The 12,437-nt window shown below is 58.3% G+C and carries 7 protein-coding genes; 5 read left to right on the top strand and 2 right to left on the bottom strand.

Annotated elements, in window-relative coordinates; all coding sequences use genetic code 11:
* Window positions 1-42 precede the first annotated feature (42 nt).
* Entirely contained in the window at window positions 43-837 is a 795-nt protein-coding gene (locus NA78x_RS22660; RefSeq protein ID WP_425614661.1) for a BtpA/SgcQ family protein, read from the bottom strand.
* Window positions 838-1,120: 283 nt separating this feature from the next.
* Between NA78x_RS22660 and treY the strand changes: the two genes are divergently transcribed.
* The 3 genes from treY to treS all read left to right on the top strand — a co-directional run bounded on the left by treY (window position 1,121) and on the right by treS (window position 9,353).
* Window positions 1,121-4,273 carry a malto-oligosyltrehalose synthase gene (treY, locus tag NA78x_RS22655; RefSeq protein WP_425614660.1) on the top strand — a complete coding sequence of 1,051 codons (3,153 nt, stop codon included), beginning with the start codon at window positions 1,121-1,123 and terminating at the stop codon, window positions 4,271-4,273.
* Between the two features lie 31 nt (window positions 4,274-4,304).
* The gene (gene malQ, locus NA78x_RS22650; protein ID WP_425614659.1) at window positions 4,305-5,912 is read left to right on the top strand and encodes a 4-alpha-glucanotransferase; all 1,608 of its coding nucleotides are present in this window, start codon (window positions 4,305-4,307) and stop codon (window positions 5,910-5,912) included.
* Window positions 5,913-6,023: 111 nt separating this feature from the next.
* Window positions 6,024-9,353 (top strand): maltose alpha-D-glucosyltransferase, encoded by a 3,330-nt coding sequence (gene treS / locus NA78x_RS22645; RefSeq protein WP_425614658.1) that lies wholly within the window; start codon window positions 6,024-6,026, stop codon window positions 9,351-9,353.
* A gap of 27 nt (window positions 9,354-9,380) precedes the next feature.
* Here treS and NA78x_RS22640 read toward each other — a convergent pair whose 3' ends face one another.
* Window positions 9,381-10,262: a hypothetical protein gene (locus tag NA78x_RS22640; protein WP_425614657.1), complete on the bottom strand. Its 882-nt coding sequence runs from the start codon at window positions 10,260-10,262 to the stop codon at window positions 9,381-9,383.
* Between the two features lie 320 nt (window positions 10,263-10,582).
* Here NA78x_RS22640 and NA78x_RS22635 point away from each other — a divergent pair, with 320 nt between their 5' ends.
* Both NA78x_RS22635 and NA78x_RS22630 read left to right on the top strand, forming a co-directional pair.
* Window positions 10,583-10,969 carry a hypothetical protein gene (locus NA78x_RS22635; RefSeq protein ID WP_425614656.1) on the top strand — a complete coding sequence of 129 codons (387 nt, stop codon included), beginning with the start codon at window positions 10,583-10,585 and terminating at the stop codon, window positions 10,967-10,969.
* A gap of 105 nt (window positions 10,970-11,074) precedes the next feature.
* On the top strand, window positions 11,075-12,433 hold the full coding sequence (locus NA78x_RS22630) for a hypothetical protein (RefSeq protein WP_425614655.1): 1,359 nt from the start codon (window positions 11,075-11,077) through the stop codon (window positions 12,431-12,433).
* Window positions 12,434-12,437: the final 4 nt, after the last annotated feature.

Here is a 12,437-nt window from a genome sequence, read left to right as displayed (position 1 = left end):
TGTCAAGCAAATGTTCTTACTACTCAATATTTCCCAGCCCTATCAAGCGAGAGCTTGCATCAGTTCCTTCACCCGATTGACATCGACCGCATTCGTGGCCTTGCCATCTACTTTGAGCGAAGAACCCACGATGGCTGCTGCCGCGAGACCGCGCAGGCCGGTGATGTTGGCGAACGTAACTCCACTGCCGACAATCACCGGCCTTCCATCGGCCGCAGAGCTCACCTGCTGCAGATCGTCGGTGCTCGTTACCGCACCTGTGCTACGCCCGGTCACGATGACGGCATTAGCATGCGCACGGTGAACGAGATCGCCCACTTCGTCGGCAATGGGCCGAGCGGCTAGCGACGCGGAATGCTTCACATCGACGTCGGCCCAAATCTGAATCGACTCGACTGCAAGGCGTTTCCGTTCGCGCAGCAATTCGTGTGCTCGGCCTTGAATGATTCCTTGATCGGTCACGCGAGCACCCGTAAGCACATTCACTCGAATGAATTGCCCGCCGGCAGCTGCCGCCACTGCGATAGCCGCGAGACCATCATTTCGCAGCACATTCACGCCGCAAGGAATCGTGGCGATTCGTTTGATCTCGGCGAGCAGCCAAGTCATCTGCGCAATCGTCGCGGGGGGCACCGAACCAGGCTCGAAGGGCGTATCGCCGAAGTTCTCAATCATTAGGCCGTGCACGCCTCCGGCCATCAGCGATTCGGTATCCCGCAGGGCGAGATCTCGAATGGCTAACAACGATAGTTCACTGCGCGGCGCACCGGGCAGCGGCGCCAAATGCAGCATTCCAATGATCGGCAGAGAGACATTCTTCCACTCGCTTAACGGCATGCTCGTTCCCCTAAAGTTGCTCCCCAGTGTAACGCTGGCAACCGCAGCATGGCCGCGCAGCGGTCAGCGTGCCAATATCCTGCTGGCTAGCATTTTCGCTAAAGACCTATCTTGGCGTCACTTAGGAAGGCAGGCCGAAAACTAAGCCACAGGCGGCATGCCGATTGCTCACCGTGCGAACGGCATTGAACAGGCGGGATATGCCGCGCGCTAGTTGAACCACGGCAGACTGTCACCGGCTGGTTGCTGCGCGACTGCCATGATAAGGAAGGTCGGTAAATTAATGTCTCCCCTGCCTACTGCTGAAGCGACTCTTTCTGCGGATATGGAGTCGCTCCTGCAGAAAGAGATGAATATGTCACTTGTCCGCGAGAACAGCGTTGCCGCTGCAGACACCGAAGGCTTGCTCGCTGCCGAGATCATGGCCGTGGCCGAACGTGCCGCGCAGCAGCAACCCCAGCCTGCAGCCACCTATCGCCTGCAGTTGCATCATGCCTTTCGCTTTACCGATGCCGCCGCCATCGTTCCATACCTGCAACGGCTCGGCGTCTCGCACTGCTATGCGTCGCCCTACTTAAAGGCAGTCGCCGGTAGCGAGCATGGCTACGACATTGTCGATCACGGCCAACTCAACCCCGAGGTCGGCACCGAGCAAGACTTCGATGCGTTTGTGGCTTCGCTTCGCGCCGCGGGCATGGGACACATTCTTGACTTCGTCCCGAACCACATGGGCGTGGCAAGTAACCAGAACTTGTGGTGGCAGGATGTGCTCGAAAACGGTCCTAGTTCGCAGTTTGCCACTTACTTCGATATCGATTGGTCGCCGCTGAAGACCGAGCTCGCGAACAAGGTCTTGCTTCCTGTCCTTGGCGATCAATTCGGCCGCGTGCTCGAAAATCAACAGCTCCAACTGAAGTACGCCGATGGTGCCTTCCTACTGCAGTATTACGAACGGCTCTTCCCGATTGCTCCCCGCACGTACGAGATGATTCTGGCGCATCGGCTGGAAGAACTGACTATTTCGCTGGGCGCTGAGAATCCTGCGGCACTTGAATATCAAAGCATTCTTACGGCTATCCATCACTTGCCCCCTCGCGAAACGACCGATCCAGCCCAGAGGGCTGAACGCGACCGTGAAAAAGAAATCATCAAGCGGCGCCTGCGAACCTTGGTCGAACAAGAGCCCTTGGTGCTGGAGTTCATCAACAAGAACGTGCAACTGATCAATGGCGAAGCGGGCAATCCGCAAAGCTTTGATCGGCTGGAGCAATTGCTCGACGCGCAAGCCTATCGCTTGTCACATTGGCGGGTTGCCTCGGACGAGATCAACTATCGCCGCTTCTTCGATGTGAACGGCTTGGCAGCTGTCTGCATGGAACAGCCTGAAGTGTTCGCCCGCTCGCATGCCTTCGTACTGAAGTTGCTCGAAGAGGGCAAACTCGATGGCCTGCGGATCGATCATGCCGACGGTCTCTACGATCCGGCTGGTTATCTGCTCAACCTGCAAATCGAACGCTGGCTACAGTTCTGCCGCAGCGAGTTTCAGCGCATCAGTGACAAAACTCCGGCCACCGATGGTGAGCAGGCGTCCCTTCCTTGGGAATCGTTTGTGCCGCGCTTTCGTCAAATGGCCATCGATCGCTACCGTCAATCGCGCGGCAACGACTCCACCAAGGCGCTCTACGTGGTGGTCGAGAAAATCCTGGAGCGCAACGAGAAGCTGCCCGACGATTGGCCGTGCGCGGGAACCTCGGGCTACGACTTCCTCGCCGATGTGAATAGTCTGTTCGTGGATACGCGTAACGAAAAGGTGCTGACAGCCATCTATGAAAAGTTCATCGCCGACAAGCCTTCGTTCGAAGAGCTGACGTATCACTGCAAGCGGCTGATCATGAAGGTCTCGATGGCCAGCGAGCTGCATGTGCTCAGTCATCAACTCGACCGCATCTCCGAATGCCAGCGCTGGTCGCACGACTTTACGCTGAATGGTTTGACACTCGCCCTGCGCGAAATCGTGGCCTGCTTTCCGGTCTATCGCACCTACACCATGGGTGAGCAGGTACGCGAGCGCGATCGCAGCTACGTCGAACAAGCAGTCGCTCGTGCCAAGCGAAAGAATCCCGCCGACAGTCACCATGTGTATGACTTCATTCGCGAAGTGCTCCTCCACGGCAATCTCGAACGCGCGTCCGAAAAAGAACGCCAAATGCGAGTGCAGTTCGTCGGTCGCTTTCAGCAGTTCACCAGCCCGATGATGGCCAAAGCGGTCGAAGACACCACGTTTTACCGCTATCTGCGGTTGATCTCGCTAAACGAAGTGGGGGGCGATCCCAGCCGATTTGGTCTTAGCACTGCCGCGTTTCATCAGCAGAATCTCGACCGCCAGAATCGGTATCCACGTTCGCTCACTTGTCTCTCGACGCACGACACCAAGCGCAGCGAAGACGTCCGGGCTCGCATCAATTGCCTCTCCGAGATCCCCACTCGCTGGAAGGAGTGCGTGCTCCGTTGGGCGCGCTGGAACAAGCGGAAAAAGATCAAGGTCGATGGCGAGTTGGCTCCCAGTCGCAACGACGAATACTTGCTCTATCAAACACTGCTGGGCACCTGGCCTGCCGCTTCACTGGCTGGCGAAGCGCTTGACGAATACATCGAACGCATTTGCCAGTACATGACCAAGGCGCTCCGTGAGGCGAAGGTGAATTCGAGTTGGATCTCGCCCAACGAAGCCTATGAAAAAGCGACCCACGATTTCATCAAGGCAATTCTGGCCGTCGAACCGGCGAGTGCCTTCCGCGTCGACTTCGAACCGTTCGCCGATTTGGTCACGCGCTGGGGTTGGTGGAATTCGCTGTCGCAAACCCTGCTCAAACTAACTTGCCCAGGGGTTCCCGATACGTATCCCGGCACCGAAGTCTGGAGCCTGCGACTCGTCGATCCCGATAATCGTCGCCCGGTCGACTTTAAAGATCTCGAGCAGCGTCTGCGCTCGCTCGAACGACGAGCGCAAGACTCCGGACGCATCGCACTGCTAAAGAACCTTGTCGAGCGCGCGGCCGACGGCAACATCAAACTATTCATTCATCAGGTGGCATTGCAGCTTCGCCGCGAATTGCCCGATCTGTTTACGGGCGGCCAATACTTGCCCTTGGAAATCACCGGTTCGCAAGCAGAACGCCTGGTAGCCTTCGCTCGCGTTCACGGCAGCACGCAGGCGATTGTGATTGTGCCGCGGATGATCGCTGGCCTGGTACCGGGCGGAAACGCTCCAGTGGGCGATAGCGTGTGGCTCGATGCCACCGTCATGTTGCCCGAGCAACTGCGCGGCGCAGGTTGGCAGAATATGTTTACGGCCGAGCAAGAGCAGCTTGGCGAACGATTGCAAGCGGGAGTGGCGCTGGCGAATTTTCCCGTATCATTATGGCTACGAAAGTAGGCGGCATTTCACCACGTTGTAAGGAGACACCATGACCCGGCCTGCCATTTCGTCCCAGCGCTGTTCAGGACTGCTCTGCCACATCACCAGCTTGCCGAGCAAGTACGGGTGCGGCGAGCTTGGTCCCGCGACCGACGAATTCATCGATTTTCTCCAGCGCACTGGGCAAACCCGCTGGCAAGTGTTGCCACTTGGACCAACCGGCTATGGCGACTCGCCCTACCAGTGCTATTCGGCATTTGCTGGCAATCCGCTGCTCATCAGCTTGGAACGCCTCGTCGAAGATGGCCTGCTTCAGCCGACCGATTTGCAAAGCATGCCTGCGATTGCTGAAGAAACGCAAGTCGATTTCGATCGCGTCCGCCCCGCACACGAGAAACTGCTCAATCTGGCCTACGCCAATTTTAAAGCGAGTGGCAGTGCGAAACTGAAGAATGAGTTTGCGCCTTTTCAGCAGAAGCAAGCTGCCTGGCTTGCGGACTATGCACTCTTCGCCGCTTTGAAGGAGTTTCACGGCGGCAGCGGTTGGATGCATTGGCAACCCGCTTATGCCAAGAGAGAAGCCGCGGCGCTGGTCAAAGCACGGAAGGAATTGGCCGAATCAATTGAGCGCCATGCGTTCATTCAGTTCCTGTTTTTCCGCCAGTGGCAGGCTGTACGCAACCGCTGCCATGCAGCCGGCATCAAGATTGTTGGGGATGCCCCGATTTTTGTCTCGCACGACTCGGCCGATGTGTGGGCCAAGCCCGAGTTGTTTTACTTGGATGAAGCTGGCAACACGACCGTCGTGGCGGGCGTGCCCCCAGACTACTTCAGTGCAACCGGTCAGCGCTGGGGAAATCCGCTCTATCGCTGGGAGCGAATGGAAGAAGACGGTTTCGCCTGGTGGTGCGAACGGATGGCTGCGGCGTTTCACATGTTCGACTTCGTTCGCCTCGATCACTTCCGTGGCTTCGAAGCTTACTGGGAGATTCCTGGCACCTCGCCTACGGCCGTTGGAGGCCGCTGGGTTTTTGGTCCCAATCGCAAACTTTTCGATGCCTTGGCTGCGAAGCTGGGCGGCCTGCCCATCTATGCGGAAGATCTTGGCCTGATCACTCCCGAAGTGGAACAACTTCGAGACGAACTGGCTTTGCCGGGTATGCGTGTGCTGCAGTTCGCTTTTGGCGATGATGCCAAGTCGCTCGACTATCGCCCGCACAATTATCCGCGGCACTGCGTCGTCTATACCGGCACGCACGACAACGACACCACCGTAGGTTGGTTCCATAGCGAAGCTGGCGACGGCACGACGCGGGATGAAGAACAAGTGGCCCGCGAGCGGAACCTTGTCCTGAGCTACGTTGGCGGCGATGGCTCCGAAATTCACTGGGACATGATTCGTCAGGCACTTGGATCGGTCGCCGATACGGCGATTGTCCCCATGCAAGACCTGCTTGGTCTCGGATCGAGCGCGCGTATGAACTTGCCGGGAACAGGGACCGGCAACTGGCGTTGGCGAATGAAGCCTGGCGCGCTGACATCCGCAATTGAGAAGCGTCTGGCACTGCTGACGAAGATTTTCGACCGGGCTCCGATCCCACCGGATGCTCCGCCGACTCCCGTGACCCGCATTGTTGCAGAAAAAGCGACGAAGTAGGGAATTTCAACAAACGAGCGCGCGAATGACTCGGGCGTGGCACTTCAGTTGCAAAACGATGACTCGCGCCGAAAGATTTCGCCGCGAACTATCCGCTGAGGAGACCACAGCATGAGCGATCCGCAATGGTTCAAAGACGCCGTCATTTACGAACTGCACGTTCGGGCGTTTCACGATAGTATTGGCGACGGCACCGGCGACTTTCGCGGCCTGACCCAAAAGCTCGACTATCTGCAAGACCTGGGCATCACCGCCATCTGGCTGCTGCCTTTCTATCCATCACCCCTGCGCGACGATGGTTACGACATTGCCGATTACCAGTCGATTCATCCCAAGTACGGCAACATGGAGATGTTCCGCGAGTTCCTCTCGGCTGCGCATGCCCGCGGGCTGAAGGTCATTACCGAACTCGTCCTCAATCACACGTCGGACCAGCATCCCTGGTTTCAACGAGCGCGGCGCGCTCCGCCCGGCAGCGTTGAGCGGGACTTTTATGTGTGGAGCGATACGCCGGAGAAATACCGCGATGCCCGCATCATTTTCCAGGACTTCGAAGTTTCCAACTGGACCTACGATCGAGTTGCCAAAGCCTATTTCTGGCATCGCTTCTATTCGCATCAGCCCGACTTGAATTTTGACAACAAGGCAGTGTGGGATGCGATCTTCCCAATCATCGACTACTGGCTCGAAATGGGCGTCGACGGCATGCGACTTGACGCCGTGCCGTACTTATTCGAGCGGGAAGGAACGATTTGCGAAAACTTGCCGGAGACGCATGGCTACTTGAAAGCGGTGCGCGCGCACATTGAGGAGAAGTTCCCCAATCGCATGCTCATTGCCGAGGCCAATCAATGGCCCGAAGACGCCGTAGCCTATTTTGGCGAAGGTGATGAATGCCACATGTGCTTCCACTTTCCGCTGATGCCGCGCTTGTTCATGGCGATGCATACGCAGGATCGCTTTCCGATTGTCGACATCCTGGAACAGACGCCGGCGATTCCGGATTCGTGCCAATGGGCTCTGTTCCTGCGTAATCACGACGAACTTACGCTCGAAATGGTCACCGACGAAGAGCGCGACTCGATGTACCGCGCCTACGCGCACGATCGCGACGCTCGCATCAATCTGGGCATTCGTCGCCGACTCGCTCCGCTGCTAAGCAATAACCGTCGCCGCATCGAACTGATGAACGGGCTGCTGTTCTCGCTGCCGGGCACTCCGGTGCTGTATTACGGTGACGAAATCGGCATGGGCGACAACATTTACCTGGGCGACCGCAACGGTGTGCGCACGCCGATGCAGTGGAGCGGCGATCGTAACGCCGGTTTCTCGCGGGCGAATCCGCAAAAGCTCTATCTGCCGATCATCATCGATCCGGAGTATCACTACGAAGCGATCAACGTCGAAGCTCAGCAGGGGAATCCGCATTCGCTGTTGTGGTGGACCAAACGACTGCTCGGTCTGCGCCGACAGCATCAGGCTTTCAGCCGCGGCACGATCGAATTCCTCGATCCGCAGAATCGCAAAATCCTAGCCTTTGTTCGTCGCTATCAAGGCGAAAATCTGCTCGTCGTCGCGAACCTCTCACGCTTCGTGCAGTACGTGGAACTCGATCTGAGCCAGTTCGAAGGTGTAGCGCCGGTAGAGTTGTTCGGTCAAACGCCGTTTCCTCAGATTGGCAAATTGCCTTACTTGCTGACCCTGGGACCTCACTCGTTCTATTGGTTCTCGCTCGAAGCGAAAACGGAGAAATCGGCGACTGACATCCCCACGCGAGTTCCCGAGTTGGTGTTGCCCCGCAATGCCACCGCTTGGGAGCAGATATTTTCCGGCAGCGGCGATCTCGCTCTGGCTGGCGCTCTACGAACTTACTTGCAACGGACCATGCCCCAACCGGCAGCGACGCGCAAGATTCGCGCCACGCATTTGCGCGATGTCATACCCGTTGCCGTCGGCAAGTCGTATCTGGCGATCATGGAATTGGAATTCAACGAAGGAGATCCCGAATCCCATTCGATACCCTTGGGCTTTGCCTCGTTGGAAATGCTCGATCATTGGCCTGTGGGAAACATGGGGCGAATCATCGCGCGGCTCAAGGGTGGCCCCGATGCAGCCCAAGGCGTGCTGTACGATGCTGCAGAAGAATCGACGTTCGCGCAATCGTTCTTCGAAATGGTGCGAACCGGGAGCAAGGTAACGGGCTCGCTTGGGGGTGAAGTCGCCATCTCCGAATATCAACGATTGGACGCGGAGGAAGGCGCGACGTTGCCGATTACGATTGCCACGGAGCACTTCAACCATTGCTTCAATGTCAGCAACAAGTGGTTGCTAAAGGTCTATCGCTCGGTGGAGGCTGGTCCCCATCCCGAAGTCGAGATTGGGACGATGCTCAACGAGCAAGGGAGTCAAACTCCTGTGGCCTCACTTGTGGCTAGTATTGAATACCGCCGCCCCAAGACCGAGCCCATGACTTTGGGCGTGGTGAATCAGTTCATTCCGCACGAATCGGATGCCTGGCAATTTACACTCGATAACCTCAGCGACTTCTACGAACGGGTCGCCACGATGCCCGAGCCGGAAGAGTCCCTCCGCGGTGTGGGCTTTAATCCACTCGCCAGCAACATCAAGCTGCCCGACATTGCCGAGGAACTCATCGGCAATTATCTAGAAAATGTGCGGATCCTCGGCAGACGCTTGGGCGAGATGCATCTGGCGCTCGCTAATGCAGGCGATCGGCCTGCCTTTGCGCCCCTTGAGTTTTCGCCCCAGTATCAACGGTCGCTCTATCAGTCGATGCGCACGACGGCTCTCGACGTCCTCTACGATCTTTCAGAGAAGCAGGATTCGCTCCCTGCCGAAGTGCGACCGATGGCCGCGCATGTGATCGCGAGCGAAGTGGAAATCCTCGCTTGCTTCCATCGACTCATCGATCGCAAGTTACCGGTGCTTCGGACGCGCGTTCAAGGCGAATGCCACTTGGGGCAAGTGCTGCATACGGGACGAGATTTTGTCTTCATCGATATGGAAGGCTTGCCCACGGAGACGATTGGCGAACGTCGCATCAAACGCACGCCCCTTCGAGATGTCGTTGGCATGCTTAGTTCGTTCGCGAGCGCTGCGATTTCGACGCTGTATGGCCTGAGCACCGGGCGTGGACGGCCACAGGGAAGCGTACGCGAGGAGGATCGCCAGCGACTCGGTCTGTGGGGCAGACTATGGTTCAATTGGGTTGCCGGGACGTTCGTTCCGTCGTACACCTCGACGGTCGCGGGCTTGCCAATCCTGCCCACGAACGAAGCCGATCAGAAGTTACTGCTCACCAGTTTGTTGCTCGACAAGTGGCTGAGTGAACTCGAATTGGAACTGCACCAGCGGCCCGATTGGGCGAGGATTCCGCTGCGTGGCATCACCGCGACGCTCGATTGGGCAGAGGTCAAATAGTCGCCGCAAGCGAAGTTGGCGAGCGACTTATTGATCGTCGGTGTACCAAGACGACTTGCCGCGGCCGGTCGTCTCGTGCGGCAAGAAGCGGTAGCCGGTATCCATCTGCAAGTAGTCTCGCAGCGGAGCCCACGGGCGAATACGCACGCCGTCGATCGATTGCTCGAAGACGCCGCTGCCAGGAACCGAAAATTTGATATGCACCAAGCCGTACCAGCCTAGGCGATCATCGAATTCCGGATGAGCGGCCTGAAAGGGAAACTGGATCGCCGCGCCGCGGGGTCCAAAGTCGGTTAGGTTCACGGCCTGCGTCCAACGGGCAATGGGGTGCAGCGACCGTCCCCGGCTATTCGAAGCCAGATGAAACGCGCGGGCTTCGAGCGCGTGCAGTTCCACCTCGATGGTGCCACTCGCTGGCACAACGCCTTGCCAGGCGTCGATCGGTTGCAGATGTAGCACGAGACCATCGGCTTCGACATCACCGTCCCAGTTCGCCAGCAGTGCATCGCAGGCAATCGAGATCACTTTCGCTGGCGGCAGCGGCGGCTTCTCTTCGCTGGGAGCCAATTCGGTCGCAGGGACAGGGTTCAGTTTTGCTCGTTCGGTTTTTGAGAGCGGGGCAGTTGCCAGTTCCGGCAGTCGCGCCTTCAGTTCGCTGGCCGGAAGCGATTTGCCGGCGAGCGAAACCTCGCGAATGTCTTCCCAGGCAATCGGCCTCCACAAGACAGCGCCGCCCCGTTCAAAGCGCAGAACCAGCTTGTCGTCATTCGACTTGGTGTCGACAATCCCCGTCCAACGCTTGCCCGCGCGCACCGCCACGTCGACTGTGGTTGGCTGCTGCGCGAGGATCTCACCGCACAAGCACCAGGCACAGACGAAGGCGGCGCAGATTGCAAAACGTGAAATCATGGAGTGACGCCCGAGGCCGCAGAAGTAGCCGCCAGCGAACTTGGCGGCCGATTGACGAAGAATCGCAACCGCTGCGCCGGAACGCTCGCCCAATCACACCGAAAACGCTCAACTGGCTGCCTTCACAGTAGTTACGGGCACTGGCGTTCGCCAGATGACGGCTCGGCCGGCCACGCGTCCGTAGCGAATCGGCATCATGTGGCAAAAAGGCAACTTTCATGCTGACGCGAAACCGCCACGCGCACACTTGTGAGCTATGTTTCAGGACTACAAAACTTTCACGCCTGCCACGTGAGACCCTCATGCCTCTGAACCGCGTTATGACATTTCTTTTCTTGGTGGCGATTGCCGTTGCCACAGCCACCAGCGATGGTCTGGCTGTTGATCCGCCCCCTGCGCGGCCGGTTGCCTTGCGCCGCGTCCAAGACGGGGAACGAAGTGGCGAGCGCCAGCGCGAGGGGACCAAGCTGACCGAGGTCGTGGGCCGGTTTGAACTGGCCGGCGATCGCATCACCTTCTATCCCAACGGCAGTCGAGATTCGTATCGCGTGCTCGAAAATCTGGCGCTGGAACGTGTCGGTCAAGTGCTGAGCGAATCGCGAGCGCGCCAGGAATGGACGATCAGCGGAGTGCTGACAGAGTTCCGCGGCAACAACTACCTGCTGCTCAACAAAGCGGTCGTAAAATCGGCCGGCGAAGCCCGCTAGCCCAGCGCTGGCTGACATTGAGCCATTCCCGGCCGTTTGCTATGAACCGCGATTGGATTCGGGCAAACTCCGCTAGCGGCTGAATGGCGTTGACGGGAAATGGCAATGGATTGCTGGGCAAAATACGTGCGCATCATGCTGACCTTGTCAGCCTGCGCGCTGTTACCTGCCTGCACTCGGATCGAAGCACCACGCTCTCCCTTGCAAGCTAGAGTGCAAACGGTCAGCGAACTCCCTGGCGCCTTTGGTTCGAATCATCCACAACTGCGGCAAGAGTTGCAACAACTGAATGAGCAACGGCAGCTTCCCGGGCAGCTCGAGACAACACCGCCCGTAAACGAAGCGCCCTATGCGTCGTTCGTCGAAGCTTATCCAGCGCTCACTCGCCCGGCCATTCAACGAGAAGTGAACGCGATCTGGCCGAAGCCGGGCCAGTGGTTCGAGCCCGGCGCACTACAAAAAGGGCGCGAACTGGTTACTTACCAAGGGGCTGCGAGAAGCCGCTTTGCCGCAGCCGTGGCGAGCCTCGATGGAAGACCTCAATTGCGGATCACCGATGCGCTGCTCGCCGATGACGAATGGCTTGATGCGGCCATCACGGGCTGTCGCTTGGAAGGACTGGCGGCTGCCGAAGCACTGGCCGAGCAACAGCCGGCCGAGGCGATTCCCCTGTGCGAGCGCATGCTGCTAGTCAGCCGACAGTTGGCGAGTGAGCCCAGCCTCAATGGTCGTCTGCTGGCCGTGTCGCTGCGGGCTAATGCGTTGCAAGTGGCGAGCGCCATCGCGAATCATCCGGCAGCAACCGTAGAAAATCTGCAGCAACTGCAGCAGCGATTGCTCACTCAAACGGCCGAGTGGCCCAGCGACGAGCGCGTCCTGCAAATGGAACGAGCCCAAGGACTGCTGCTGTACGAACTAGTCCGCAGCGGACATTACTCGGAACTGCTCCGTAAGGAACAACGCTCCGAGCTGGAACGAAAGGGGCTGTTGCGCTCGACCGAAACAGCTGCTCGGCGCGATGTCGACGCCGATGAACTGTTTTACTTGCGAGCCATGGGGCAACAAGTGGCCGCGGCCCGGCAGCCCTATTTGCAGCGCATCGCTGTTTGCGAAGCGCTGCAAACGGAACTCGAGACACGTGAACAGACGGGGGATTTTCCTCTCGTTGCCGGCACGCTGCTCTTACCGCTCATGGCCGATATCCACTTGCAACTCACTCAAGATCGCAGCCGCTGTGAAGCCTGGCTGATCGCGTTGACCGCGGTTAGCCAACCAGCGATGGGCGCGTTACCAGTTTGTGCGCTGACCGGCGCGCCGTATGAGTTGCAGCAAGATCGCGAGATAGTGCGAATCACAAATCTGCCGCTGCTGGCCGGTGAGGTCATTGAAGTTCGTCGGCCGGGAGCCATTCAAGCTCGGCGAAAAGCGGCCGGCTTTGACTTTTCGCCCACGCAGGTTCGCTGAGCAC

It is taken from the genome of Anatilimnocola aquadivae (genome assembly GCF_049819085.1).
In the GTDB taxonomy this organism is placed as follows: Bacteria; Planctomycetota; Planctomycetia; order Pirellulales; family Pirellulaceae; genus Anatilimnocola.
The sequence above is the reverse complement of the archived record's forward strand: the minus strand, read 5'-3'. Positions and strand labels throughout refer to the sequence as shown.

Bases quoted from the DNA above. Each gene is read 5' to 3' on its own strand.
- NA78x_RS22660 (WP_425614661.1), bottom strand. From the start codon at position 837: ATGCCGTTAAGCGAGTGGAAGAATGTCTCTCTGCCGATCATTGGAATG.
- NA78x_RS22640 (WP_425614657.1), bottom strand. From the start codon at position 10,262: ATGATTTCACGTTTTGCAATCTGCGCCGCCTTCGTCTGTGCCTGGTGC.
- malQ (WP_425614659.1), top strand. From the start codon at position 4,305: ATGACCCGGCCTGCCATTTCGTCCCAGCGCTGTTCAGGACTGCTCTGC.
- NA78x_RS22635 (WP_425614656.1), top strand. From the start codon at position 10,583: ATGACATTTCTTTTCTTGGTGGCGATTGCCGTTGCCACAGCCACCAGC.
- NA78x_RS22630 (WP_425614655.1), top strand. From the start codon at position 11,075: ATGGATTGCTGGGCAAAATACGTGCGCATCATGCTGACCTTGTCAGCC.
- treY (WP_425614660.1), top strand. From the start codon at position 1,121: ATGTCTCCCCTGCCTACTGCTGAAGCGACTCTTTCTGCGGATATGGAG.
- treS (WP_425614658.1), top strand. From the start codon at position 6,024: ATGAGCGATCCGCAATGGTTCAAAGACGCCGTCATTTACGAACTGCAC.